This window comes from Kocuria cellulosilytica, from assembly GCF_040981245.1.
Lineage (GTDB): Bacteria > Actinomycetota > Actinomycetes > Actinomycetales > Micrococcaceae > Kocuria > Kocuria cellulosilytica.
Genome location: NZ_JAVFWZ010000001.1, coordinates 277,760 through 302,223 on the forward strand (window position 1 = coordinate 277,760; position 24,464 = coordinate 302,223).

General features: G+C 72.4%; 22 protein-coding genes. 16 read left to right on the forward strand and 6 right to left on the reverse strand.

Features of this window, described 5'->3' with window-relative positions; all coding sequences use genetic code 11:
• Positions 1–14 precede the first annotated feature (14 nt).
• Together RCG67_RS01230 and RCG67_RS01235 are read right to left on the reverse strand one after the other, a co-directional pair.
• Complete coding sequence (locus tag RCG67_RS01230; RefSeq protein ID WP_368824466.1) at positions 15–1,316, reverse strand: glucarate dehydratase family protein; 1,302 nt, start codon at positions 1,314–1,316, stop codon at positions 15–17.
• 153 nt (positions 1,317–1,469) lie between these two features.
• Complete coding sequence (locus RCG67_RS01235) at positions 1,470–2,282, reverse strand: IclR family transcriptional regulator (RefSeq protein ID WP_368824467.1); 813 nt, start codon at positions 2,280–2,282, stop codon at positions 1,470–1,472.
• A gap of 246 nt (positions 2,283–2,528) precedes the next feature.
• Here RCG67_RS01235 and RCG67_RS01240 point away from each other — a divergent pair, with 246 nt between their 5' ends.
• The 10 genes from RCG67_RS01240 to RCG67_RS01285 all read left to right on the forward strand — a co-directional run bounded on the left by RCG67_RS01240 (position 2,529) and on the right by RCG67_RS01285 (position 13,287).
• A complete protein-coding gene (locus RCG67_RS01240; protein WP_368824468.1) occupies positions 2,529–3,515 on the forward strand; it encodes a Bug family tripartite tricarboxylate transporter substrate binding protein in 987 nt (328 codons plus the stop codon).
• Complete coding sequence (locus tag RCG67_RS01245) at positions 3,512–4,021, forward strand: tripartite tricarboxylate transporter TctB family protein (protein ID WP_368824469.1); 510 nt, start codon at positions 3,512–3,514, stop codon at positions 4,019–4,021. Before RCG67_RS01240 ends, RCG67_RS01245 begins: the two co-directional genes overlap by 4 nt.
• Positions 4,022–4,037: 16 nt before the next feature.
• Positions 4,038–5,573 carry a tripartite tricarboxylate transporter permease gene (locus tag RCG67_RS01250; RefSeq protein ID WP_368824470.1) on the forward strand — a complete coding sequence of 512 codons (1,536 nt, stop codon included), beginning with the start codon at positions 4,038–4,040 and terminating at the stop codon, positions 5,571–5,573.
• 42 nt (positions 5,574–5,615) lie between these two features.
• Positions 5,616–6,002 carry a universal stress protein gene (locus RCG67_RS01255; protein ID WP_368824471.1) on the forward strand — a complete coding sequence of 129 codons (387 nt, stop codon included), beginning with the start codon at positions 5,616–5,618 and terminating at the stop codon, positions 6,000–6,002.
• Between the two features lie 29 nt (positions 6,003–6,031).
• Positions 6,032–6,916 (forward strand): LysR family transcriptional regulator, encoded by an 885-nt coding sequence (locus RCG67_RS01260; protein WP_368824472.1) that lies wholly within the window; start codon positions 6,032–6,034, stop codon positions 6,914–6,916.
• A 152-nt stretch (positions 6,917–7,068) separates the two neighbouring features.
• Complete coding sequence (kdgD, locus tag RCG67_RS01265) at positions 7,069–7,995, forward strand: 5-dehydro-4-deoxyglucarate dehydratase (protein WP_368824473.1); 927 nt, start codon at positions 7,069–7,071, stop codon at positions 7,993–7,995.
• 56 nt (positions 7,996–8,051) lie between these two features.
• Positions 8,052–9,671: an aldehyde dehydrogenase (NADP(+)) gene (locus RCG67_RS01270; protein WP_368824474.1), complete on the forward strand. Its 1,620-nt coding sequence runs from the start codon at positions 8,052–8,054 to the stop codon at positions 9,669–9,671.
• Positions 9,668–10,996, forward strand: coding sequence for an enolase C-terminal domain-like protein (locus RCG67_RS01275; RefSeq protein WP_368824475.1), 1,329 nt, complete (start codon positions 9,668–9,670; stop codon positions 10,994–10,996). Before RCG67_RS01270 ends, RCG67_RS01275 begins: the two co-directional genes overlap by 4 nt.
• Before the next feature lie 19 nt (positions 10,997–11,015).
• Positions 11,016–11,993 carry an AEC family transporter gene (locus tag RCG67_RS01280; RefSeq protein WP_368824476.1) on the forward strand — a complete coding sequence of 326 codons (978 nt, stop codon included), beginning with the start codon at positions 11,016–11,018 and terminating at the stop codon, positions 11,991–11,993.
• 172 nt (positions 11,994–12,165) lie between these two features.
• Positions 12,166–13,287: a DUF808 domain-containing protein gene (locus tag RCG67_RS01285; protein WP_368824477.1), complete on the forward strand. Its 1,122-nt coding sequence runs from the start codon at positions 12,166–12,168 to the stop codon at positions 13,285–13,287.
• Between the two features lie 123 nt (positions 13,288–13,410).
• Here the strand turns inward: RCG67_RS01285 and RCG67_RS01290 are convergent, their stop codons facing one another.
• Positions 13,411–15,399 carry a vWA domain-containing protein gene (locus RCG67_RS01290; protein ID WP_368824478.1) on the reverse strand — a complete coding sequence of 663 codons (1,989 nt, stop codon included), beginning with the start codon at positions 15,397–15,399 and terminating at the stop codon, positions 13,411–13,413.
• Positions 15,400–15,493: 94 nt separating this feature from the next.
• A complete protein-coding gene (locus RCG67_RS01295; protein WP_368824479.1) occupies positions 15,494–16,897 on the reverse strand; it encodes a magnesium chelatase ATPase subunit I in 1,404 nt (467 codons plus the stop codon).
• Positions 16,898–17,097: 200 nt separating this feature from the next.
• On the opposite strand from RCG67_RS01295, the gene RCG67_RS01300 reads away from it, so the two are divergent.
• Together RCG67_RS01300 and RCG67_RS01305 are read left to right on the forward strand one after the other, a co-directional pair.
• The gene (locus RCG67_RS01300; RefSeq protein WP_368824480.1) at positions 17,098–17,742 is read left to right on the forward strand and encodes an MSMEG_4193 family putative phosphomutase; all 645 of its coding nucleotides are present in this window, start codon (positions 17,098–17,100) and stop codon (positions 17,740–17,742) included.
• A 10-nt stretch (positions 17,743–17,752) separates the two neighbouring features.
• Entirely contained in the window at positions 17,753–18,448 is a 696-nt protein-coding gene (locus RCG67_RS01305; RefSeq protein ID WP_368824481.1) for an SCO1664 family protein, read from the forward strand.
• A gap of 61 nt (positions 18,449–18,509) precedes the next feature.
• Here the strand turns inward: RCG67_RS01305 and RCG67_RS01310 are convergent, their stop codons facing one another.
• Positions 18,510–19,310, reverse strand: a complete 801-nt coding sequence (locus RCG67_RS01310) for an IclR family transcriptional regulator (protein WP_368824482.1) — start codon at positions 19,308–19,310, stop codon at positions 18,510–18,512.
• A 50-nt stretch (positions 19,311–19,360) separates the two neighbouring features.
• Here RCG67_RS01310 and RCG67_RS01315 point away from each other — a divergent pair, with 50 nt between their 5' ends.
• The 4 genes from RCG67_RS01315 to RCG67_RS01330 all read left to right on the forward strand — a co-directional run bounded on the left by RCG67_RS01315 (position 19,361) and on the right by RCG67_RS01330 (position 23,411).
• Positions 19,361–20,488, forward strand: a complete 1,128-nt coding sequence (locus tag RCG67_RS01315) for a Gfo/Idh/MocA family protein (RefSeq protein ID WP_368824483.1) — start codon at positions 19,361–19,363, stop codon at positions 20,486–20,488.
• The gene (locus RCG67_RS01320; protein ID WP_368824484.1) at positions 20,466–21,020 is read left to right on the forward strand and encodes a TRAP transporter small permease; all 555 of its coding nucleotides are present in this window, start codon (positions 20,466–20,468) and stop codon (positions 21,018–21,020) included. Before RCG67_RS01315 ends, RCG67_RS01320 begins: the two co-directional genes overlap by 23 nt.
• Positions 21,021–21,022: 2 nt before the next feature.
• A complete protein-coding gene (locus RCG67_RS01325; RefSeq protein WP_368824485.1) occupies positions 21,023–22,297 on the forward strand; it encodes a TRAP transporter large permease in 1,275 nt (424 codons plus the stop codon).
• Between the two features lie 85 nt (positions 22,298–22,382).
• Positions 22,383–23,411: a DctP family TRAP transporter solute-binding subunit gene (locus RCG67_RS01330; RefSeq protein ID WP_368824486.1), complete on the forward strand. Its 1,029-nt coding sequence runs from the start codon at positions 22,383–22,385 to the stop codon at positions 23,409–23,411.
• 90 nt (positions 23,412–23,501) lie between these two features.
• On the opposite strand, the gene RCG67_RS01335 is transcribed toward RCG67_RS01330, so the two are convergent.
• The gene (locus RCG67_RS01335) at positions 23,502–24,464 is read right to left on the reverse strand and encodes a helix-turn-helix transcriptional regulator (protein WP_368824487.1); all 963 of its coding nucleotides are present in this window, start codon (positions 24,462–24,464) and stop codon (positions 23,502–23,504) included.

The following is a 24,464-nucleotide window of genomic DNA, read 5'->3' on the forward strand; positions in this document are numbered from 1 at the left end:
TCCGGTGGCTGCGGTCACCAACGTGGGGACGTCAGCTCGTACTCCGGGTTGATCCGCTGCATGTAGCCGGTGTCGTCGCGGCTGCGCAGGCCGCACTCGAGGTACTGGCTGTGGAGCTTCTCCAGCCCGTCACGGTCCAGCTCGACCCCGAGCCCAGGGGCGGTCGGCACCGGCACCGAGCCGTCGACGAAGCGGAGGGCGCCGGGCTGGACGATGTCCTCGTCCGCGTCCTTCCAGGGCCAGTGGGTGTCGCAGGCGTAGTCGAGGTTCGGGGTGGCGGCGGCGAGGTGGACCATGGCGGCCAGGCTGATCCCGAGGTGCGAGTTGGAGTGCATGGACAGCCCCAGGCCGAAGGTCTCGCTGATCCCGGCCAGGGCCTGGGAGCGGCGCAGCCCGCCCCAGAAGTGGTGGTCGGAGAGGACGACGTCCACCGCGCCGGCGGCGACGGCCGGGGGGACGTCCTGGAAGCTCACCACGCACATGTTGGTCGCCAGGGGCATCGAGACGCTGCGACGGACCTGCGCCATGCCCTCGATCCCGGGGGTGGGGTCCTCGAGGTACTCCAGCACCCCGTCCAGCTCGCGGCCGACACGGACGGAGGTCTCCACGGACCAGGCGGCGTTCGGGTCGATCCGCAGCGGGAGGCCGGGGAACTCCTCCCGGAGCGCCCGGACGGCGGCGATCTCCTGGTCGGGGTGGAACACCCCCGCCTTGAGCTTGAGCGCCGTGAACCCGTACTCGTCGACCATGCGCCGGGCCTGGCGGACCACGCCCTCGGGGTCCAGCGCGGCGCCCCACGAGTCGTCCTCGTGTCCGGGGTGGCCGGCCCACTTGTAGAAGAGGTAGCCGCTGAACGGGACGGCCTCGCGCACGGCGCCGCCGAGAAGAGCGCTGACCGGCCGGCCGAGCAGCTTGCCCTGGATGTCCAGGGCGGCGACGTCGAAGGGGGAGAGCACCCGGTCGGCGGTGGACGAGCCGGTGACCATGCCGCTCATGCCGTGACCGCCCTGGACGGTGTCCTGGGCCAGCGCGGCCGCGACCCGTTGCCGGAGCAGATTGACGTTGAAGACGTCGACGCCGGTGACGGCCCCGGCTGCGACCTGCAGTCGGCGCAGATGGGCTGCGTCCCCGTAGGTCTCGCCGAGCCCGGTCGTCCCGGCATCGGTGTGCACCTCCACGACGGCGCGCAGGGCGAAGGGTTCGTGGACCCCGACGGCGTTGAGCAGGGGCGGGTCCCTGAACGCGACCGGCGTGATGGTGACCCCGGTGATCGAGACCTGGCCGAGGAGTGCTTCTGGGACGATGTGCTGAGTCACGGAGGGTGCTTTCTGGTCGGTGGCAGAACGGCCGGGCCGGGCCCGGCGTGTTGGATCCTGGGCTGAGCGTAGACATCGGGCGTAATACAAGTACAAGCCCGAAAATGCACTGAACGATACGGAAAAGGTATTGAGCCCTGGGTCGGACCGTGCTCAGCTGAGCAGGCCGCCCAGCCCTCGGACGATCTGGAGGGTGATGTCGGCGGTCGAGCGCAGGGCGTCGACGATCTCCTGCTCGTGCTCGGGCGTCAGTCGCTCGATCGGCACCGAGCAGCTGAGTGCGTCGGTGATCCCGGAGCGGATGGGCAGGGCCACGCCGAAGCACCGGAGGCCCGGCGTGTTCTCCTCGTCGTCGATCGAGTACCCCCGTTCCCGGGTGGCGGCCAGGTCCTCCTTGAGGGCAGCCCGGGACGTGATCGTGCGGGGTGTCAGTGCGGTCAGGGAGGGCGGCAGGTGGGCCTCCAGCTCGGTGTCGTCGAAGTGGGCCAGCACGGCCTTCCCCAGGGAGGTGGAGTAGGCGGGCAGGCGCCGGCCGACGCGGTTGCGGGTGCGTTCGTAGGCGGTGGACTGGTGCGTGGCCAGGTAGACCATGTCCGTGCGGTCGAGACGTCCGTAGTGCACGGTCTCCTCGAGGCGCCTGCTCACCTGCTCCACGTGCGGGTGGACGACCTGCAGCAGGGGGTCGGTGTCCAGGTAGGTGGTGCCGGCCAGAAGGGCGCGGATGCCGATGCTGTAGAGGGAGTGCGTGGAGTCGCTGCGCACCCATCCCAGATCGGTCAGCGTGCGCAGCAGGGCGTACATGCTGCTGCGCGGAGCCCCCATCGCCTCGCACAGCTCCCGCACGGTGACGGGTTCATTGCCCCGGGCCGCCAGCACCTCCAGGACCTCGACCGTCCGGGCGGCCGACTTGACCCCGCGCACCCCGTTGCCCGCCGCGGCTCCTTCGGTTCTCTCCTGCTGCTCCATGCGGATCCCTCTTCCTCGCGGCTTTTCGGCCCTTGACAGTGATCGATCTCATACACAACTATGAGTCCTATCACTAACTCTTGTCTACATATATAGACGAAGTTTCCGGAGGGACCGCAGTTCGACGCCAGATGCGGACTGCTCACCTCCACCTCGAAGCACTTCGCGGTCCGCCGGCCGCACCCCCGGCGCCCGCCCCACCGGCCGTCCGCACCGGTCAGCCCATCCAGCAGAGGAAAGATCCAGATGAACTCCAAGAAGCCTGCGCTCGCCACGATCACCGGTCTCGGCATCCTGTCCCTGGTCCTCACGGGCTGCGGAGGCGTGCAGACCGCCTCCGGCGGGGAGGACTTCCCGACCAAGTCGGTCAACCTGGTGGCCCCGTCCAGCCCCGGAGGAAGCACCGACCTGATCTCCCGCGCCCTGGCCTCCTCGATGGAGGAGCCCCTCGGCCAGAGCGTCGTGGTCGAGAACAAGGCGGGGGCCAACACGGCCGTGGGCACCAAGGAGGTGCTCAACTCCACGGGCGACGGCTACAGCACCGTCCTGGCCGCCGAGTCCCTGTTCGCCATCACGCCGCTGTTCGTCGAGGACGCGGACGCCAAGACCATGGAGGACATGACCGTCGTGGCGCCCGTCTCCGAGGAGGAGTACATCCTGGTCGTCAACAAGGACTCGGGGATCACCACGCTGGATCAGCTCCTCGAGAAGCAGGACATCAAGTACGCGACGTCCGGCGCCGGCACCGGCGGCCAGTTCGGGCAGGCGGCGCTGTTCTCCCTCGCCGGCAAGAACGCCACCGACGTGCCGTTCGACGGCGGGTCCGCCGCCGTGACGGCCGTGCTGGGCAACCACGCCGACGCCACCGCCACTCAGCTCGCCGAGGTGAAGGCCCAGATCGACGCCGGTGAGCTCGTCCCGCTGGCCGTCTTCTCCGACGAGCGCAGCCAGTACTTCCCCGACGTGCCGACCGTCGAGGAGGCCGGCCACGACGTCGACGTCAAGCAGCGCCGCTGGATGGCCGTCCCCACGGACACCCCTGAGGACGTGGTCTCCACGCTGCGGGAGTCGGTGGAGACCGCCAAGGACTCTCCCGAGTTCCAGGAGTTCCTCGAGACCAACCTCATCGGGGAGTGGGACGCGGAGCCGTCCGAGGTCGTCAGCACCGTGGAGGAGGACACCCGGACCTACGCCGAGCTGGCGGAGGAGTACGGCATCGGAGGCACCGAGTGAGCTCCTCCACCGTGGCCCACGGAACGCACGGACCGGAGAACGACGTGGAGTTCGAGGAGGAGCCCGCGCGCGGTGGTGCCACCACCGCCCGCCTCGGCGCCCTCGTTCCCCTGGTGCTGGGGGTGGCCGGCGCCGTCGTGGCCTTCGGGCTGGGCATCGGCTCCCTCAGCGACCCCGGCGCGGGCCTGTGGCCCTTCGCGATCTCCCTGGCCATGGTCGCGGCCTCGGTGATCGCCCTGCTCCGGGCGAAGCAGGACGACGACGTCGAGGCGTTCGACGGGGGCGTCCTGCCCGTGGCACTCAGCGTCGCCAGCCTGCTGGTCTACGCGGGGCTGCTGCCGGTGATCGGGTTCGAGATCCCCACCGTCCTGCTCCTGGTCTTCTGGATCAGGGTCCTGGGCAAGGAGGGGTGGCGGCCCGCCGTCACGGTGGCCGTCGTGGCCACCGTCGCGGTGTACGCCCTGTTCGTGCTCGTCTTCGCCGTGCCCATCCCGCACCTCTTCTAGGAAGCGACTTCCTGCCATGGATATTCTCAACGACGCCCTCGGGGGCTTCGACGTGGTGCTGCAGCCGGCGAACCTGCTGTTCTGCCTGCTGGGCGTCACCCTGGGCATGCTCATCGGGGTGCTGCCGGGCCTGGGCCCGGCCGCCACGATCGCCATCCTGCTGCCCATCACCTACACGATGGAGCCCGCCGGCGCCATCATCCTGCTCGCCGGCATCTTCTACGGCGCTCAGTACGGCGGCACCATCACCTCGGTGCTGCTCCGGCTGCCCGGCGAGGCCTCCAGCGTGGTCACCGCCCTGGACGGCTACCAGATGGCGCGGCAGGGCCGCGCCGGCGCCGCCCTGGGCATCGCCGCCGTCGGGTCGTTCATCGGCGGCACCATCGCCATCGTCGGCCTGACCTTCCTGGCGCCGCTGGTGGCCTCCTTCGCCCTGGACTTCGGTCCCGCGGAGTACACGCTGCTGGCCCTGCTGGGCATCCTGCTGGTCTCCTCGCTGGGCAACGGCTCGGCCCGCAAGGCCGCCATCGCGGCCACCGTGGGCCTGCTGCTGGCCACGGTCGGCCGGGACCCGGTCACCGGCGTCAGCCGGTTCACGGTCGGCTCGGACAACCTGGCCGACGGCATCGACTTCGTCATCATCGCCATGGGCCTGTTCGGGGTCGGGGAGATCCTCTACAACATCGCCACCCCGACGTCGGCCACGTCCGGCACGCCACAGTTCAAGCGTGCCCTGCCCACGGGCACGGACCTGAAGGACTCCTCCGGTGCCATTGCCCGCGGGTCGGTCTCCGGTTTCGCACTGGGCGTCCTGCCGGGCGGCGGCGCCACGATCGCGTCCCTGGTGGCCTACGCGACCGAGAAGAAGTTCGCCAAGCGGCCCGAGCGCTTCGGGCGCGGTGCCATCGAGGGTGTCGCCGGCCCGGAGACCGCGAACAACGCGGCCGCCACCAGCTCGTTCATCCCGCTGCTGACCCTCGGCATCCCCGCCAACGGGACGATGGCCATCATGTTCGGGGCCCTGCTGCTGCAGGGCATCACGCCGGGCCCCGGCCTGATCACCGACCACCCGGACGTCTTCTGGGGCGTGATCAACTCGATGTACATCGGGAACCTCTTCCTGCTGCTGCTCTCGATCCCGCTCATCGGGATCTTCGTGCGGCTGCTCTCGGTCAAGGCCACGATCCTCAACCCGCTGACCGTGCTGATCACCATGATCGGCGTCTACACGGTGCGCAACAGCGTCTTCGACATGTTCCTGGTCATCGGCTTCGGCGTGGTCGGCTACCTCATGAAGAAGATCGGGTACCCGCCCGGACCGCTCGTGCTCGCCTTCGTGCTCGGCGGCCTGCTCGAGACCTCCTTCCGCCAGTCCGTCCGGCTGTCCGAGGGGAGCATGTCGATCTTCGTCGCCAGCCCCATCGCCATCACCCTCCTGGTCACGATCGTCCTCGCGATCGCCGCGGCCCCGGTCATGGCCTGGGTGCTGAGGCGCCAGCAGTCGAAGACGGACGAGACCCTCCACACCCATGCCCAGGCCTACCAGGACTGAGCCCGGTCCCCCTCCGGAACAGCCGATCGAGAACAGGTGAACATGAGCATCATCCTCGGATACGTCCCCAACGAACGCGGCGAGGCCGCCTATGCCAAGGCCTTGTCCCTGGCCGCCGACCTCGGCCAGGAGCTGGTCATCATGAACAGCAGCGGCCGCCACTCCCACACCGACCCCCGCCTGGCCGCGGCGTCGGACCTCGAAGCGCTCGTGGACCGTGCCCGCGCGGCCGGGATCAGCGCGCGCGCCGAGCGCAGCGCCGGTGAGGACGGGCCCGACGCCCTCATCCAGGCCTCCCACGCCGCCGACGCGGAGATGCTGGTCATCGGCATCCGCAAGCGCTCCCAGGTGGGCAAGCTGCTCCTGGGCAGCGACGCCCAGCGCATCCTCCTCGACGCGAGCTGTCCCGTCCTGGCGGTGAAGGCCTAGCGGGCAGGAACGGGAACCCGGAGGAGACCATGTTCACGCTGGACCAGGCCCGCAGCTTCATCGCCGTGGCCGAGGAGCTCCACTTCGGCCGCGCCGCCGAACGGCTCAACATGACCCAGCCGCCGCTGAGCCGCCAGATCCAGAAGCTGGAGAAGGCCCTGGGCGTCGAGCTCCTGGAGCGGGACAACCGCCGAGTGGTCCTGACCGCCGCCGGTGCGGCGTTCCTCGCGGAGGCCCGCCGGCTGGTGGTGGCCGCCGACCGGGCTCCCGTCACCGCCCGGCGGATCGCCGCCGGACGCTCGGGGGTGGTGCGGATCGGTTTCACCGCGGCGTCGGGCTTCAGCGTCCTCAGCCCCTTGCTCACCGAGATCGGGCAGGCGCTGCCGACGGTCGACGTGGACCTGCAGGAGATGGTGACCGACGAACAGGTGCAGTCCTTGCTGGCCGGAGAGCTGGACCTGGGCCTGGCCCGCCCGCCCTTCGACCGCACCGTCTTCGAGTCCCGGCTGCTGCTCGCCGAGCCCCTCTGCCTGGCCGTCCCGGCAGGCCACGACCTGACGTCGCTGGACCGCCCCGTCGCACCGGCCGACCTCGGGGACGTCCCGCTGATCATGCACTCACCGACCACGGCCCGGTACTTCTACGACCTCGCCGTGCGCACGGTGGAGATCGACCACCGCAACGTGGTGCACACCGTGGGCCAGATCGTCACCATGGTGGCCCTGGTGGCCGCCGGCCGGGGTGTCGCCTTCGTGCCCGAGTCCGCCCGCCTGCTGGGCATCGACGGCGTCTCCTACCTGCCGCTGGACGGCCACGCACCGGACGCCGTGCAGCTGCACGCCATCTGGGTGCGCGGGGCGAGGAATCCTGCGCTGCGGCGGTTCCTCGAGGAGGTGCCGCTGCTGTCCCCCTGACCGGAGAACGCGCAGGGCTTCTGCAGAGCAATACCCATAAGGCATCAACCCATCCATTAAAGGGCTTGGACAGGCATCAAAGCCGTTTCTAGGCTCGATCACGAATCACCACTTCTCCGCCGCGCAGCGGCCCCGAACAAAGGACGACCCCCGTGGCCAACCACACCCCGCACGAACTGGCGGACAAGCTCAAGGACGGACTGCTCTCCTTCCCCGTCACCGCCTTCGACGCCGATCTCCTCTTCGACGAGACCGCCTACCGGGAGCACCTGGCCTGGCAGGCCAGCTACCCCGTGGCCGGGCTGTTCGCCGCCGGTGGCACCGGTGAGGGCTTCTCCCTGACCGCCGAGGAGATCGCCACGGTGGTGCGCGTCGCGGTGGACGAGGTCGGCGGGACGGTGCCGGTGCTCGCCCCGGCCGCCGGCAGCACCGCCCAGGCCGTGCGCAACGCCCAGGACGCCCAGGCCGCCGGCGCCGAGGGCCTCCTGGTCCTGCCCCCCTACCTCACCGAGGCCGACCAGCTGGGGCTGGAGGCGCACGTGGACGCGATCTGCTCGGCCACGGATCTCGGGGTGATCATCTACAACCGGGCGAACGCGGTCTACTCGGCGGAGACGGTCGCCCGGCTGGCCGATCGCCACGAGAACTTCATCGGGTTCAAGGACGGGATCGGGGACATCGAGCACCTCACCAAGGTCTACGCCCGCAACGGGGACCGCCTGTTCTACCTGGGCGGCCTGCCCACCGCCGAGACGTTCGCCCTGCCGCTGCTGCAGCTGGGCATGAGCACCTACTCCTCGGCCATGTACAACTTCGTCCCGGAGTTCGCCCTGGAGTTCTACCGCGACGTCCGCGCCCAGGACCGGGACGCGGTGACCGACAAGCTCAACCGTTTCGTCCTGCCCTACCTCGAGATCCGCGACCGGGTGAAGGGCTACGGCGTCTCCATCGTCAAGGGCGGTCTCAAGGCCGTCGGCCGCGACGCCGGCTCCGTCCGCCCACCCCTGCAGGACCTCACGGACCAGGATCTGGCCGACCTCGCCGCCCTCATCCAGGCCGCCGTCCTGCAGAAGGCCTGAGGGAGCATCCCCCGTCCCGCCCGAAGCCCCCGACCCAGCACCAGGAGTTCACGCCCATGAGCACCCAGACCATCACCCTGACCGGCCACTCGATCATCGCCGGCCGCGAGACCCCCGGCAGCGCCGGCACCACCCACGGCATCGACCCGGCGACCAACGCCGAGCTCGAGCCCGCCTACACCCTGATCGACGAGGCCCAGCTCGCCGAGGCGACCACGGCCGCCGAGGAGGCGGTGGAGTCGTTCAGCAGCCTCGACCCCGAGACCCACGCCGGATTCCTCGAGCGGATCGCGGCCAACATCGAGGCCGTCGGCCCGGAACTGGTCGACCGGGCCTCCAGCGAGACCGGTCTGCCGAAGCCCCGCCTGCAGGGCGAGCTGGCCCGTACCACCGGCCAGCTGCGGCTGTTCGCATCCGTCGTGCGCCAGGGCGACCACCGCGGCGTGCGCATCGAGCCCGCCCTGCCCGAGCGCACGCCCCTGCCGCGCCCGGACCTGCGCCAGCGCAAGGTCCCCCTGGGACCGGTGGCGGTGTTCGGCGCCAGCAACTTCCCGTTCGCCTTCTCCACCGCCGGTGGGGACACCGCCTCCGCCCTGGCCGCCGGCTGCCCGGTGATCTTCAAGGCGCACAACGCCCATCCCGGCACCGGCGAGATCGTCGGCCGGGCCGTCACCGACGCCGTGGCCGGGTCCGGGCTGCACCCCGGGGTCTTCTCCCTGGTCTACGGGCCCGGGGCGAGCATCGGCCAGGCCCTGGTCAAGGACCCGGCGGTCAAGGCCGTCGGCTTCACCGGGTCGCGGGCCGCCGGCACGTCGCTCATGGCCGCCGCCGCCGCCCGGCCGGAACCCATCCCCGTGTACGCGGAGATGAGCTCCATCAACCCGGTGTTCCTCTTCGAGTCGGCCCTGCGCGGCGACGCCGAGGAGCTCGCCCGCGCCTACGTCACCTCCCTGACCGGTTCCTCCGGACAGCTCTGCACCAACCCCGGCCTGCTCTTCGTGCCCGCGGGGGCAGCCGGCGACGCGTTCCTCGACGCCGTGCGGCGCGCGCTGGTCGCCGCCGAGGGCGCGACCATGCTCACCCCCGGCATCGCGGCCTCCTGCCGGACGGGCATCGAGACCCTGGGCGGCCAGGACGGTGTCGAGGTCGTGGCCCGCGGCCGGGAGGGCACCACGGAGAACGCCCCGGCGCCGGTGGTCTTCGGCACGGAGGTCCCCACCTTCCTGGCCAACCCGGTCCTGCAGGAGGAGATCTTCGGCGCCTCGTCACTGGCGATCCGCTACGACTCCGCGGAGGAGCTGGTCGCCGCGGCCCGCCGGATGGAGGGCCAGCTGACCGCGGGCCTGTTCCTGTCGGAGGAGGACCACGCCACGGCGGCCCCGCTGCTGCCGGTGCTCGAGCGCAAGGTCGGGCGCATCCTGGCCAACGGCTGGCCCACCGGGGTCGACGTCGGCGACGCCATGGTCCACGGCGGTCCGTTCCCCGCGACCTCCGACTCCCGCACCACCTCCGTGGGCACCCTGGCGATCGAGCGCTTCCTGCGCCCGGTGGCCTACCAGAACATCCCCGCCGCGCTGCTGCCCGCCCCGGTGCAGCCGGCGAACCCCTGGCACCTCAACCGCAGGGTCGACGGCCGCCTCCAGCTGGCCGACACCCCGGAAGGAGACCGCGCATGAGCGCCCAGCCCGCCATCGCCCGGGTGGAGGTCGTGCCCGTCGCCGGCCACGACTCCATGCTCCTGAACCTCTCCGGCGCCCACGGACCGTTCTTCACCCGCAACGTCGTCGTCGTGACGGACTCCAAGGGCCGCACGGGCCTGGGCGAGGTGCCGGGCGGGGAGAGGATCCGCACCACCATCGAGGAGGCCGGGCGCCTGATCGCCGGGCAGCCGGTGGCGCTCTACCGCACCCTGCTGCGCCGGGTCGCGACAGCCTTCGCGGACCGGGACGCCGGCGGGCGCGGACTGCAGACCTTCGACCTGCGCACCACCGTGCACGCGGTGACCGGCCTGGAGTCCGCCCTGCTGGACCTGCACGGGCAGTTCCTCGGCGTCCCCGTGGCCGAGCTGCTCGGGGACGGGCAGCAGCGCGGGTCCGTGCCGATGCTCGGCTACCTCTTCTTCGTGGGCGATCCGGACAGCACGGACCTGCCCTACCTGCGCGAGCCCCACGGCGCGGACGCGTGGGAGCGGGTGCGCCGCGAGCAGGCGATGACCCCGGAGTCCGTGGTGCGCCTGGCCGAGGCCGCGAAGGAGCGGTACGGGTTCGCCGACTTCAAGCTCAAGGGAGGGGTGCAGGCCGGCGACGTCGAGGTCGACGCCGTGGCGGCGATCAAGGAGCGGTTCCCCGAGGCCCGGGTGACCCTGGACCCCAACGGCGGCTGGCTGCTGGAGGAGGCCGTCCGGCTGGGCCGGCGGATGCAGGGTGTCGTGGCCTACGCGGAGGACCCGTGCGGGGCCGAGGGCCGGTTCTCCGGCCGCGAGGTCATGGCGGAGTTCCGGCGGGCCACCGGCCTGCGGACGGCCACGAACATGATCGCCACCGACTGGCGGGAGATGTCCCACGCGGTGCGCGAAGGCGCGGTCGACATCCCGCTGGCCGATCCGCACTTCTGGACGATGGCCGGGTCCGTGCGCGTGGCTCAGCTGTGCCACGAGTTCGGACTGACCTGGGGGTCGCACTCCAACAACCACTTCGACATCTCCCTGGCCATGTTCACCCACGTGGGCGCGGCGGCCCCGGGGGAGATCACCGCGCTGGACACGCACTGGATCTGGCAGGACGGGCAGGGCCTCACCCGGGACCCCCTGGCCATCCGCGACGGCGAGATCCAGGTGCCCGCAGCCCCGGGGCTGGGCGTCGAGCTGGACCGCGACCGCCTCGCGGCCGCCCACGAGCTCTACCTCGAGCACGGTCTGGGAGCCCGCGACGACGCCGCGGCGATGCAGTACCTGATCGATGGCTGGAGCTTCGACCCCAAGCGGCCCTGCCTGGTCCGCTGACCGGGCGGGAGGGGACCGGATGACGGGGGTGCTGCTGGGGTTCGGCGTGGTCGCCGTGCTCGCGGCCACGGGGTTCGCCACCGCAGCCCTGCTCCCTGGTCAGGCCGGCACCATCCGTGCCGGCCTGACCCCCGTCGTCTACCACCTCACCAACCCGGCGCTGATGCTGGTGCTCGTCGCCGGCACGGACCTCGGCGCCGTGCTCGGGGTCTACACCCCGATCGCCCTGGCCACCGCCGCGGTGGCGGGAGGGTCCTACATCCTGCTCAGCGGGCTGCTCCTGCGCCGGGGGGCCGCCCGCACGGCCGTGGGCGCGATGGCCTCCTCCTACGTGAACGCCGGCAACATCGGACTGCCCATCGCCCTCTACGCGGTGGGCAGCGCCGCCCCCGTGGTCTCGGTGCTGCTGGCCCAGCTGCTCGTGATCGCCCCGCTCTACCTGGTGGTGTTCTCCGTGGCCACCCGGCCCGCCCACCGGGCCGGACCGGGTGCCGCGACCGCGACGGTGGCACCGGGGCGGGAGAGCACCTCGACCGCGCGCACGATCCTGCGCTCGGTGGCCAACCCGGTCACCGTCGGCACCGCCCTGGGGGCGGTGCTCTCCGCGACCGGACTGGAGCTGCCCGAGGTGCTGTGGACACCGCTGGAGATGCTCGGCGAGTCCTCCATCCCGCTGCTGCTCCTGCTGTTCGGGATGAGCCTGCACGGGCAGCGCCCCTTCGAGCAGCGGGCCCTGGTCCCGGACGTGCTCGGCGGGACGCTGATCAAGCTCACGGTGATGCCCGCCGCGGCCTGGGCGATCGGCTGGTTCGGCTTCGGGCTCACGGGCACGGAGCTGCTGGGCGTCGTCGTCATGGCCGCCCTGCCCACGGCGCAGAACGTCTTCCTGTTCTCCGCCCAGTTCCGCATGCCGGCCAACGCGGCCCGGGACATCATCTTCCTGAGCTCGATGCTGTCCTTCCCCGCCGTCCTGCTCATCAGCCTGCTCCTGCACTAGGTCCCCGCCGTCGGCGACGTGACGGCCCGCCCGCTGCGGCGGCTGCGGCAGGACACCGGTGCGCGCGGGTCCGCGCGGGAGCATCCGGGCGTCCGACGCTCTACTCTGTCAACATGCTGATCACCACCGCGGCGCCGCCCGCCCCTGCCGAGACCACGCCGGAGGTCCTCCGATGAGCGGCGGTCTGATCGCCCTGCTGGACGACGTCGCCGCCCTGGCCCGCGTCACCGCGGCCTCCGTGGACGACATCGGCGCGGCCGCCGGCCGGGCGAGCATGAAGGCCGCCGGCGTCGTCGTCGACGACACCGCCGTGACCCCGCAGTACGTCCGGGACGTCTCCCCGGCCCGCGAGCTGCCCATCATCTGGCGCATCACCAAGGGCTCGCTGCGCAACAAGCTGATCTTCATCCTCCCCGTCATCCTGCTGCTGAGCCAGTTCGCGCCGTGGCTGCTGACCCCGATCCTCATGCTCGGCGGCAGCTACCTGTGCTTCGAGGGCGCCGAGAAGATCTGGGCCAAGCTCTCGGGCCACGGGGCCAAGACCAAGACCCCGGTGGTCGAGAAGGGCAAGGACGCGGAGGACACGATGGTCGGCGGCGCGGTGCGCACCGACCTGATCCTCTCGGCCGAGATCATGGTCATCTCCCTCAACGAGGTGGCCGATGAGCCGCTGCTCTCGCGCGCGGCCATCCTGGTGGTCGTCGCACTCGGCATCACGGTCCTGGTCTACGGCGTGGTGGCCCTGATCATCCGGATGGACGACTTCGGCCTGCGCCTGGCCGAGCGCTCCTCCCCGACCACGCAGAAGATCGGCCACGGCCTGGTCAAGGGCATGCCCGGCCTGCTCGCGGTGATCTCGGTCGTGGGCACGGCCGCCATGCTCTGGGTGGGCGGGCACATCATCCTCGTGGGCCTCGACGAACTGGGCTGGCACGCCCCCTACGAGGCCGTCCACCACGTCGAGGTCCTCGTGCACGACGCCGTCCCCGGCGGCCTCGGCGCGGCGCTCGCGTGGCTCACGAACACCTTCTTCTCCGCGGTCCTGGGTCTCGCCTGGGGCGCCGTCCTGGTGCTGGTGTGGGAGCTGCTGCCCTTCGGCAAGGGCGAGCACGAGGCCGAGCACGCCGCCCACGGCGCGCACGAGGCGCAGGGCGAGCACCACGGGAAGCACTCCGCGGCGTCCGCCCCGGCAGACCCCTCCCCGGCGGCGTCCGCGGGGGAGGACGGCGGCGCCACGACCGACCGGCCGGATGCCGCCCCGCCGGCCGACGGGGGCTCCTCCGCGGCCCGCTGACCGCCGGACCCCGGCTGCCCGTGCCGGGACCGCGGCCCCCTGACCCGGGGCCCGCCGCTCACCGCGGGCGGCCGGGGACCGCACGCGGAGAGGCGGCCCCGCGCTCCCGGGCGGCGCCGCCCGTCAGAGGTCGTCGGGGTCCCCGGAGCGGGCGCCGAGGTACTCGTCCAGGACGGCGGAGCCCAGGTCCGCCGGGTCCGGGGCCACCACGCGCCCGTCGATCCGCTCGGCCATCCGCCGCAGGAACCGCTCCAGCCCGGGGTCGTCGCCGAGCCGGAAGAACGTCGCCTGGGCCCCCATGCGCCCCAGCCGGTCGAGCTCCTCCACCGTGGCGCGCAGGGTCTCCGGCTCCGTGGGCCAGGAGAACCAGCTCTCGCCGTCGGGCAGCAGGTGCGCCGTGGGCTCCCCGTCGGTGACCACGAGCAGGACGGGCTGCATCGACGGGTGCTTGCGGAAGAACCGCGTGGCGAGCAGCAGCGCGTGGTGCAGGTTGGTGCCCTGCTCCCGCACCGGCGGCAGCCCCGTGAGCTCGTCGACCGGCAGCGCGCGGGCGTAGCGGCCGAAGGCGACGATCTGCAGCTGGTCCCCCCGGAACCGGGTGGAGACGAGGTGGTGGAGCGCCAGCGCCGTGCGCTTCATGGGCACCCAGCGCCCCTCGGCGGCCATGGAGAACGAGGTGTCCACGAGCAGGACGACGGCGGCCTGCGTGCGCGCCTCGGTCTCCGCCACCTCGATGTCCCGGACGTCGAGGCGCAGCCCCCGGCGGGCGTCGCCGCCCTCGGCCGCCGTGCGCCGGATCGCGTTGGTGATCGTGCGGGTGGTGTCCCAGGGCTCGGCGTCCCCGAACTGCCACTCCCGCGTGGCGCCGGATGGCTCGCCGGCCGCCCCCGCGAGGCGGGTGTCGCGCTGACCGGTCCGGGAGGACAGGTTCTGCGCGGCGTCCCGCAGCAGCGCCTTCCCGATCCGGCGCACCGCCCGGGGCGAGAGCCGCAGGTCGCCGTCCGCGCCGCGCTGCAGGTAGCCGCTGTCCCGCATCGCCTGCTCCAGCTCGGCGAGGGTCCGCGCCGACACCGCGGCGTCAGCGCCCAGCTGGCGCGCGAGCGCGTCGAGGTCCATGTCGTCCAGGTTGGCGCCCCGGTGGTGCTGCGCCAGCTGCTCGGCCAGCGCGTCGAGCTCGGCGATGTCCTGGAGCACGCCCGTGCCGTCGCCGAGCCCCAGGCCGTCCTGGCCGCCGAAGTCCTCGGAGCCGCCCCAGTCCTCACCGGGGCGCAGCCCCTGCAGGTTCGCGTCGAGCCGGCCGAGCTGGTCCATGAGCTCCGGGGAGCCGAACGCCTGGGCGGAGAGCTGCATCAGCTCCTGGCGCTGCTCGGGGGACATGGAGTTCAGCATCCGCTGGGCCGCCGCGGCGCGCCGGGCCATGGCGTCGATCAGCTCCTCGACCGACTGCGGGTTCTCGGGGAAGTGCTCCCCGTGCTTGGCCATGAAGTCCTGGAAGTCCTCGTCGGTGTCCTCGCCCCGGGCGTGCTTCTCGAGCAGCCCGTTGAGGTCCCGGAGCATCTCCGCCACGGCTTCCCGGTCGGCGTCCGTGGCGTTCTCGAGGGCCTGCTTCATCCCGGCGAAGCGCTGGTCCAGCAGCTCGCGGCCCAGGAGGTCCTTGATCTGCTCGTACGCCTCCCGCGCGGACTCGGACTGCCAGTCGTAGGACGCGAGCTCGCTGACGGCGGCGGCCGTGGAGCTCGGCAGGCCGTCGAGCTGCATCTCCCGGAAGGAGCGGTCCATCGGGTCCATCCGGGCGTCCCGCAGGAACTGCTCGCGCTCCAGGCGCAGCGCCTTCTCGAGCAGCTTCTTCGCCTCCTCGAGGGTGCCGCCCATGCGGTGGCGCTTCAGCAGTTCGCGCCGGCGCTGCTGCACGCGCCGGGACAGGTCGTCGAGGCCGTCCCGGCCGCGGCCGCCCCGCCGGAGGAACTCGCGCAGCGCGTCCTCCGGCGAGTAGCCCGCCATGACGTCCTCGGAGACGGCCTCGAGCGCCTCGGACAGGTCCACCGGCGGGGCCAGCGGGTCGGGTCCTCCGGCGTACCGGCCGTAGCGGGAGGACCGGTGGTGTGCGGGCATGACGCCCCCTCTGTGTCTTGTGCCGTGTCTCTTCCGGATCTCCGTGCCGTGGACGCGCGGTCGGTGCCGCGCGGTCCTCCCCGGGCGGGGCGCCTCAGCCGTAGACGGTGCCGCCCTCGTCGGCGTCCTTGGAGATCTTCTGCGCCAGGTAGAGGCCCTCCAGCGCGAGCTCGATCGCGCTGGCGCGCTGTCCCGGCGTGCTCGCGCCGAGGCGCGCGGCGATCTCGTCGTAGGCGGTCCCGGCCCCGTCGTCGTCCGGCGCCAGCCCGGGGAGTCCGGCGAGGAAGTCCCGGGCCGAGACGTCGTCGCCGGTGGACACCGTGGTGCGGCCGTCGAAGGCCTCCACGACCGGTCCGAGGTCGAGACCGCGGAAGCGGCCCCGGACGGTCTCGGCGGTCGCCCGGCGGAGCAGGTGGTCGAGGATCGCGCGCTCGCGGCCCTCCTCGCCGGACTCGAACTCGATCTTGCCGGCCAGGACGTCGGTGGCCGTCTCCATGTCCACCATCCGCGCCACGGCCTCCTCCTCGCCGCGGATCGTGGCGCGCCGCAGCGCCGCCGCCGCGACCGTCTCGGCGCCCGCGATGGCGAACCGTGCCGACACCCCCGAGCGCTGGTCCACCGCGGAGGAGTCCCGCAGCAGGCGGGTGAACCGGGCCAGGGTCTCGAGGATCGTGTCCGGGACCTCGGCGATCAGCTCGGCCTCCTGGCGGATCACGGCGATCTCGTCCTCGAGCTCGAGCGGGTAGTGGGTGCGGATCTCGGCCCCGAACCGGTCCTTGAGCGGCGTGATGATCCGGCCGCGGTTCGTGTAGTCCTCGGGGTTGGCCGTGGCCACCACGAGCACGTCCAGCGGCAGCCGCAGGACGTAGCCGCGGATCTGGATGTCCCGCTCCTCCATCACGTTGAGCATGGCCACCTGGATGCGCTCGGCGAGGTCGGGCAGCTCGTTGATCGCCACGATGCCGCGGTGCGAGCGCGGCACGAGCCCGTAGTGGATGGTCTCCGGGTCCCCGAGCCGCCGCCCCTCGGCGACGCGCATCGGGTCGACGTCCCCGATGAGGTCGGCCACGGACGTGTCCGGGGTGGCGAGCTTCTCCACGTAGCGCTCCGAGCGGTGCCGCCAGACCACGGGCAGCTCGTCCCCCTCGAGCAGGATCCGGCGCCGGGACGCCTCGGTCAGGGGCTCCAGGGGGTGCTCGTTGAGCTCCGAGCCCTCGATCGCGGGGGACCATTCGTCGAGCAGGCCGGCGAGGGTGCGCAGCAGGCGGGTCTTGCCCTGGCCGCGCTCGCCCAGCAGCACCACGTCGTGGCCGGCGAGCAGGGCCCGCTCCAGCTGGGGCAGCACCGTGCGACCGAGCCCGTGCAGGCCCGGCCAGGGGTCACCGCCCTCGGCCAGCGTGCGCAGGAGGTTCTCGCGGATCTCCTCGCGCAGGGTCCTGTGGGCGACGCCGGCGGCGCGGAGCTCGCCGAGCGTGCGGATGTCCGGGTGATCGGTCACAGCGCCAACTTAACCCCGGCGTCAAGGGGGCGCCCGTGCGCGGGGTCCGGTGTCGTCGGCAGCGGTGCGTCCCACCGCTCACGGCGGCGCTCTCCGGCGCCCGACGGCAGCGCCCGACGGCGGTGCCCGGCCGCGGCCCGCGGCGGTGCCGGGCCGCGGCCCCTGTGGCCGCGGGGGTCCCGCCAGTACGCTGGTGCATCATGGGCACTCGCAAGGCACCACGGAGCACCCTCGTCCTGCTCGTGCGGCACGGGGAGACCCCCACCACGGGCAAGGTCCTGCCGGGGCGGGCCCCCGGCCTGCACCTGTCCGAGCGCGGCCGGGCGCAGGCGGACCGGGTGGCGGAACGGCTCGCGGGGATCCGCGTCGACGCGGTCTACACCTCCCCGCTCGAGCGCACCCGCGAGACCGCGGCGCCGACCGAGGCCCGGACCGGCCGGGAGGCGGTCGTGGAGCCGGGCCTGCTCGAGTGCGACTTCGGGGAGTGGACGGGCGAGGAGCTCTCCCGCCTCTCCCGGCTCAAGGCCTGGTCGACCGTCCAGCGGGCGCCCTCGACCTTCCGGTTCCCCGGCGGGGAGAGCTTCCCCGAGATGCAGGCGCGGACGGTCGGCGCCGTGGACCGGGTGCGCGCGGCCCACGAGGGCGGGGTGGTGGTCTGCTTCTCGCACGCCGATCCCATCAAGGCGGCGCTCGCCCACGCCCTGGGCACGCACCTGGACCTCTTCCAGCGCATCGTGGTCAGCCCGTGCTCGGTCTCGGCGGTCTCGTACGCGCCGGGACAGGCGCCGGCCGTGCTCACGGTGAACTCCACCGACGAGCCGCTGGCCGGCCTGCGGGTGTCGTGAGCGGACGCTGATGGGCGAGCTCGTGCTCCTGACGGAGGGCCGGATCGAGCTCCTCGGCATGATCCGGGAGAGCAGCAACTCCGCGCTGCTCGTCGAGGTCACGCTCGAGGAGCAGACGGCCTGGGGGATCTACAAGCCGCTCGAGGGCGAGCGACCGCTGATCGACTTCCGTCCCGGCCTGCACCGGCGGGAGCGCGCCGCGTACGTGCTGAGCGAGTTCCTGGGCTGGGGCATCGTCCCGCCCACCGTGCTGCGGCAGGACGGCCCGTTCGGCGCGGGGTCCCTGCAGCGCTTCGTGGAGCACGACCCCCGGCAGCACTACTTCACCCTCTACGACGCCGCCCCGGACACCCACGACGCCCTGCGCCGGATCGCCCTGTTCGACCTCGTGGCCAACAACGCCGACCGCAAGGGCGGCCACGTGCTGCGGGGGGCCGACGGCCGGATCTGGGGGATCGACCACGGACTGTGCTTCGCGGCCGCGTTCAAGCTGCGGACCGTCGTCTGGGACTTCTCCGGCGAACCCGTCCCCGAGGAGCTGCTCCGCGACATCGCCCCGCTGGCCGACGACGTCCCCGCCGAGCTCGCCGAGCTCCTCGACGCCACGGAGGTGGCCGCGCTGCGGCAGCGGGTGCGCCGGCTGCTCGACGAGGCGGTCCTGCCGGTGGACGCCACCGGCCGCCGGATCCCCTGGCCGCTGCTGTAGCCGCGGGCCGGACCTGCGGATCCCGCCGGACCGGAGCCGCCCCGGTGCCGGACGGGTGCCGTCACGGCCGGAGCGGGAGCTCCAGGGCGAGTTCCGTGGCGGCCTGCTGCAGCTGCGGCAGGTACGTCCGCAGGCCCTCGAGGTCGGTGCGGAAGAGCGGGGCCGCCAGGGCGACGGCGGCGATCAGCCGGTGCGACGGGGACAGGACCGGCACGGCCACGGCGGCCATGCCCACGTCGTTCTCCTCCTGCTGGCCCGCCCAGCCCTGGACGCGGATCCGCTCGACCTGGCGCCGGAGCTCCGCGCGGTCGGTGAGCGAGTGCCCGGTGCGCGGGACGAGCTCGATCGTCTCCAGCAGGCGCTCGCGGGTGCCCGGGTCGCTGAAGGCCAGCAGCGCCTTGCCGATGGCGCTGGTGTGCAGGGACCCGTGGTCCCCGGGGTCGGTGGTGGTGCGGAACTGGGGGCCGTCCACCTTGCGCACCGTGAGGAAGTGCGGCCCGTCGAGCACGCCGAGGATCGAGCTCTCCCCCGTGACCGCGGTGAGGTGCTGGAGGATCGGTGCCGCGGCGCCCTCGAAGCCGCGGGTGCTGGCGACCTTCTGTCCCAGCTGGTAGACGCGCAGGCCCAGCCGGTAGCGCTTGTCCTGCGGGTCGTAGGTCGCGAAGTCCGTGCTGACCAGGGTGTTCAGCAACCGGTAGACGGTGCTGAACGGGTACTGCGCCTGCTCGGCGATCTGCGCGGCGGTGGCGCCGTGCGGGTGCTCCCCGAGCAGGGTCAGCAGGCCCAGGGCCTTGCCCACGGTTCCGGAGGCCTCGGTCGTCATGATGACACCTTCCTTGACACGGTCTGTGAGGTACATCATGCTCATAATTCAAATAACAGCAACAGTTGCCAACATTCGGAAGTCGAGACATGAAGCGGACACTGCGCATCGCCGTCGTGGGAGCGGGCCTCATCGGACGCCAGCACGCCCGGCGCGTCCTGGGCCGCCCGCACCTGCAGCTGCGCTACGTCGTCGACCCGTACGCCGAGCCCGCCGGCGTGCCCACGGGACCGGACACCGCCCTGGTGGCCGATCTCGGGCAGGCCCTGGGGGACGTGGACGGCGTGGTCCTGGCCACCCCGAACGCCGCCCACCGCGAGGGGGCGCTGGCCGCCGTCGCGGCCGGGGTGCCGGTGCTCGTGGAGAAGCCGATCGCCGACACCCTGGAGGCGGCCGAGGAGATCGTCACGGCCGCCGAGGCGTGCGGGGTGCCCGTGCTGGTCGGTCACCACCGGCGGTACTCCCCGCTGCTGGCCCGCGCCGCCGAGGTGATCGCGTCCGGGGCGATCGGGGACCCGGTGGCGGTCATGGGCTCGGCGCTCTTCCGCAAGCCCGACGACTACTTCGAGAGCGCGCCCTGGCGCACCGGGCCCGGGGGAGGACCGATCCTCATCAACCTCGTCCACGACGTGGACGCCCTCCGCGCCCTGTGCGGGGAGATCGTCCGGGTGCAGGCCGTGGTCGGCAGCGCCGCCCGCGGCCTCGCGGTCGAGGACACCGCGGCGCTCACCCTGGGCTTCGCGAACGGCGCGCTGGGCACGTTCATCGTCTCCGACGCCGCCGCCTCCGCCCGGTCCTGGGAACAGACCTCCCGGGAGAACCCCGGCTACGAGACCGACGAGCACGAGGACTGCTACCACGTGGCCGGCACCCGCGGGTCGCTGTCCGTGCCGACCCTGCGGCTGCGGACCCACCCGGGCGCGGCCTCGTGGACGGAGCCCGCCACCGTGACCACCGTGGCGGCGCCCCGCGAGGACCCGCTCGACCTGCAGCTGGAGCACTTCGAGCACGTCCTCCGCGGGGAGGCGGCGCCGCGCGTCCCGGCCCGCGAGGGCCTGCAGTCGCTGCGCGTGGTCCACGCCGTGGCGCAGAGCGCCCGGACCGGGCTGCCCGTCCGCGTGCCCACCGACCCACCGGCGGCCCGCCCGGCCGCCGCCCGTTCCGAGCAGCCGCCCGTCCCGAGAACAGGAGTGGATGACCATGTCGTCGATCCGTGAGCCGGCAGCGCCGGCCGACCCGCCGCCCGCCCGGGAGGTCGGCGTCCTCCGCTGGCTGGGCTACGTGGAGCAGGTGGTCGGCGGGGTCCTGATCCTGGTCATCTTCGTCTTCGTCCTGATGCAGGCCGTGCAGCGCTATCTGCCCACCGGGACGTGGGTGGGCGCGGGGGAGCTCTCCCGCTACGCCCTGGCCGGGCTGACGTTCCTGATGGCCGGCTACCTCTACGGCCACGGCCTGCACATCACGGTGCTCGTGATCGACCGGTACACCTCCGGGCGGACCGCGAAGGCGCTGCACGTGCTGACGCACGTCCTCGTCCTGCTGGCCTCCCTGCTGCTGCTCAACGAGGTGTGGTTCCTGCTCACGGACTCCGTCTCCCAGTCGACCCCGGCGCTGGGCATCCCCATGCTGTGGATCTACCTGCTGCCCCTGCTCGGGATCCTCACCCTGACCGTGCGCTCGGCCGTGGCGATCTTCGTGCCGCGGGCGATCGCCGCCGACCCCGATCCGCTCCTCGCGGAAGGAGCGTGAGCATGAGCATCTGGATCCTCGCCGTCCTCGTCGTCGTCCTCATCGGCCTGCGCACGCCCGTGGGCCTGGCCTTCCTGGGCCCCAGCGTCCTGTACATGCTCCTGGAGGGGAACTCCGCGGGCCTCGGCTTCCGCCAGGCCTTCAACGGCGTCGCGTCCTTCCCGCTGCTGGCCGTGCCCCTGTTCATCCTGCTCGGCTCCATCGCCAACCGCGCCGGCATCGCCGACCGCATCTTCGACTTCGCCCTGGCGCTGCTGGGCCGGGTCCGCGGCAACCTCGGCTACGTCAACATCGTCACCAGCCTGGGCTTCTCCTGGATGAGCGGCTCCGCGCTGGCCGATGCCGCGGCCCTGGGCAAGATCCAGGTGCCGGCCATGATGAAGTCCGGCTACACCTTCCGGTTCGCCTCCGGGCTGACCGCCGCGTCGGCCCTGATCGCCCCGGTGATGCCCCCGTCCATCCCGGCCGTCATCTACGCCTCCGTGGCCGCGCTGTCCACCGGCGCCCTGTTCGCGGGCGCCGTGCTCCCGGCCTTCCTCATCGCCCTGGGGCTCGCCATCACGGTCTTCCTGCTGACCCGCCGCAACACCGCGCTGGAGACCATCCCGTTCCACTGGTCGGCGCTGGGCACCGCGACCCTGCGGGTGATCGGTCCGCTCGGCGCCCCCGTGATCATCCTCGGCGGCATCCTGCTCGGCCTGTTCACGCCCACCGAGGCCGCCGCGGTCGGGGTGGCCTACATGGTGGTCCTGGGCCTCGTCTACCGCACCCTGAACCTGCGCTCCCTCGTGGAAGCGGTCCGTGAGGCCACCACGATCACGGCGTCGATCACTCTCATCCTGGCCTCGGCCTCCCTGCTGGGCTGGATCCTGGCCCGCGAGCGGGTGCCCCAGGAGGTCGCCGAGTTCGTCATCTCCTTCACCGACAACCCGATCGTGTTCCTGCTCCTGATCAACGTGCTGCTGATCCTGCTGGGGATGGTCATCGATGCCACCGCGGTCATCATGATCACCGTCCCGGTGATCATGCCCATCGCCACCCAGTTCGGGATCGACCCGATCCACCTCGGAGTGATCATCATCGTCAACCTCATGATCGGGCTCCTGACCCCGCCTGTGGGCAGCGTCCTCTATGTGATGAGCTCCGTGACCCGCCGCAGCGTCGACGAGGTCTTCCGGGGCATCGCCGTCTTCCTGGTCCCCCTGGTCGTCGTCCAGCTGATCATCACCTTCTTCCCGCCGGTCGTCACCGGCCTGCCGGCCCTGCTCGGCCTGTAGCCCGTCCCGCGCCACCGTCCACGTCCCCGACCCACAGCACCGACGCGCGTCACCGAACCACGTCACCGATCCACAGGAGAACACCATGCGATCCACCACCCGCCAGCGTCTGGCCGCCGCCGTCAGCCTGCCCCTGGCCCTCGGCCTGCTCACCGCCTGCGCCGGCGGGGGCTCCGGGAGCGGGGGAGGCGAGGGCGGAGGCCAGTCCCTGAGCTTCGCCAACAGCTACCCCGAGGACCACCCGCACAACCGCTGCGGGGCCGTGCTCGTGCAGGAGGCCGTCGCCGACGACGACCTCGAGCTGGAGATCTTCCCCTCGAGCCAGCTCGGCGGGGACACCGACCGGTTCACCTCCGTGATGTCCGGCGACATCGCCCTGGACCTGCAGGGCTCCTCCGGGCTGGCCGCGACCTACGAGCCCATCGGCGTGATGGACATGGCCTACGCCTTCGACGACGTCGACCACCTCTTCTCCTGGTTCGACGAGTCCGAGGCCGCGCAGCAGATGAAGGAGGACTTCGAGGCCGAGACCGGGGCGAAGATCCTGGACGTCTGGTACTACGGCGACCGGACCTTCTCCGCGAACTCGCCCATCCGCACGCCCGAGGACCTCGACAACCTGCGCATCCGCTTCCCCGACTCCCCGGTGCACCTGCAGAACGCCGAGGCCCTCGGCGCGGAGCCGGTCGCGGTGGCCTTCGAGGAGATCTACCTGGCCCTGCAGCAGGGCACCGTGGACGGCCAGGAGAACCCGGTGCAGCTCACGGCGCAGAACAGCTTCGACGAGGTCCAGGACTACGTCAGCCTGAACCGCCACTCGGTGGGCTCGCAGCTCGTGGTGATGAACGCGGACGCCTGGAGCGGGCTCTCCGAGGAGCAGCAGACCGCGCTGACCGAGGCCGTGCGGGACGCCCGCGCCGACAACCTCGAGTGCGCCCAGACCGAGGAGCAGGAGGTCCTCGACGAGTGGGAGGCCGCCGGCACCCCGGAGGTCATCGAGGACGTCGACGTCGAGGCCTTCCGGAGCAGGGCCCAGGACTACTTCCTGAACAACCTCGAGGGCCAGCAGCTCGAGCTCTACCAGGACATCCGCGACTCCGCCGGGCAGAACTGACCGTCCCGCGGACCGTGCACGAGGGGCGCCGACCGGACCGCGGCGGCGCCCCTCGCCCTGCCCGCGCGCCGGCGCCGTCCGGGGGACCGCCTAGCGGCGCAGCGTGACGGCCGGGTTCTCGCCGTAGGCCTGCCGGTGGCGGCGCGCGAAGTCACCGGGGTGGATCATGCCCCACCGCCGGGCGATGCCGCGCACCGTGTCGCCCCGGGCGGGGTCCGCCCGGAGCAGGTCGTCGTGGGCGGCGACCAGCCGCAGCTCGCGGAGGTACGCCCCCGGGGTGGTCCCCGCGTGGGAGCGGAAGGCCCGGGTGAGCTCCACGGTGCTGAGCCCCGCGTGCCGGGCGACGTCCTCGACCGTGATCGGCGACGGCGCAGCGGCGTGCAGGTACTCCACGGCGCGCCGGTAGGCCGCGTGCTGTCCGGCGGGAGAGGTCCGCCGGGGCCCGGGCTCCTCGGCGAGGGGGAACGCCTCCAGGGTGGCCACCGCGATCCGCCGCCGCAGATCAGCGCGCAGCAGCGGGAGCTCGGCGATCTCGGGGTCGGCCAGGGCCTGCTGCGCGAACGCGAAGGTGTTCCTCCAGTACCTCTCCTGGGCGGGGGAGCGCGGGCGCGGGTCGTGGAAGGCCGGCTCGAGCGCCTCGTCCCCGTAGACCGACCGGGCCGTCTCCTGCAGCGTGGCCAGTCCGATGGTGGCCGAGTCGACCAGCAGCCGGTCCACCTCGCCGTAGTACTCCTGACCGGGCTGGACCAGGAACACCCCCAGCCCGGTGCCCGACCGGCCGTCGATCGTCCAGTCGACGCCGCCGGCGCGCGGCAGAAGGACTGAGAAGACCTCGTCGAGCACCATCCGCCCGGCGATGCTGCCGCTGAAGGTGAGCTGCCCCAGACTGAGGTCGGCGTCCCCCCGCACCTCCTGGCGGTACAGGAACGGCGTCCCCTCGGCGACCCTGCCCATGCGCGCACCCGTGTAGATCTGCTGCAGCGCCTCGTTGGCCACCTCGGGGTCGGTGGTCGCCGCGTGCAGGTGCATCGGCGTCCCCGGTTCCGCGCGCAT

Coding starts and splice junctions, on each gene's coding strand:
- RCG67_RS01285 (WP_368824477.1), top strand. CDS start 12,166: ATGAGCGGCGGTCTGATCGCCCTGCTGGACGACGTCGCCGCCCTGGCC.
- RCG67_RS01260 (WP_368824472.1), top strand. CDS start 6,032: ATGTTCACGCTGGACCAGGCCCGCAGCTTCATCGCCGTGGCCGAGGAG.
- RCG67_RS01275 (WP_368824475.1), top strand. CDS start 9,668: ATGAGCGCCCAGCCCGCCATCGCCCGGGTGGAGGTCGTGCCCGTCGCC.
- RCG67_RS01335 (WP_368824487.1), bottom strand. CDS start 24,464: ATGCGCGCGGAACCGGGGACGCCGATGCACCTGCACGCGGCGACCACC.
- RCG67_RS01255 (WP_368824471.1), top strand. CDS start 5,616: ATGAGCATCATCCTCGGATACGTCCCCAACGAACGCGGCGAGGCCGCC.
- RCG67_RS01315 (WP_368824483.1), top strand. CDS start 19,361: ATGAAGCGGACACTGCGCATCGCCGTCGTGGGAGCGGGCCTCATCGGA.
- RCG67_RS01270 (WP_368824474.1), top strand. CDS start 8,052: ATGAGCACCCAGACCATCACCCTGACCGGCCACTCGATCATCGCCGGC.
- RCG67_RS01280 (WP_368824476.1), top strand. CDS start 11,016: ATGACGGGGGTGCTGCTGGGGTTCGGCGTGGTCGCCGTGCTCGCGGCC.
- RCG67_RS01250 (WP_368824470.1), top strand. CDS start 4,038: ATGGATATTCTCAACGACGCCCTCGGGGGCTTCGACGTGGTGCTGCAG.
- RCG67_RS01330 (WP_368824486.1), top strand. CDS start 22,383: ATGCGATCCACCACCCGCCAGCGTCTGGCCGCCGCCGTCAGCCTGCCC.
- RCG67_RS01320 (WP_368824484.1), top strand. CDS start 20,466: ATGACCATGTCGTCGATCCGTGAGCCGGCAGCGCCGGCCGACCCGCCG.
- RCG67_RS01300 (WP_368824480.1), top strand. CDS start 17,098: ATGGGCACTCGCAAGGCACCACGGAGCACCCTCGTCCTGCTCGTGCGG.
- RCG67_RS01240 (WP_368824468.1), top strand. CDS start 2,529: ATGAACTCCAAGAAGCCTGCGCTCGCCACGATCACCGGTCTCGGCATC.
- RCG67_RS01305 (WP_368824481.1), top strand. CDS start 17,753: ATGGGCGAGCTCGTGCTCCTGACGGAGGGCCGGATCGAGCTCCTCGGC.
- RCG67_RS01290 (WP_368824478.1), bottom strand. CDS start 15,399: ATGCCCGCACACCACCGGTCCTCCCGCTACGGCCGGTACGCCGGAGGA.
- RCG67_RS01235 (WP_368824467.1), bottom strand. CDS start 2,282: ATGGAGCAGCAGGAGAGAACCGAAGGAGCCGCGGCGGGCAACGGGGTG.
- RCG67_RS01325 (WP_368824485.1), top strand. CDS start 21,023: ATGAGCATCTGGATCCTCGCCGTCCTCGTCGTCGTCCTCATCGGCCTG.
- RCG67_RS01310 (WP_368824482.1), bottom strand. CDS start 19,310: ATGATGTACCTCACAGACCGTGTCAAGGAAGGTGTCATCATGACGACC.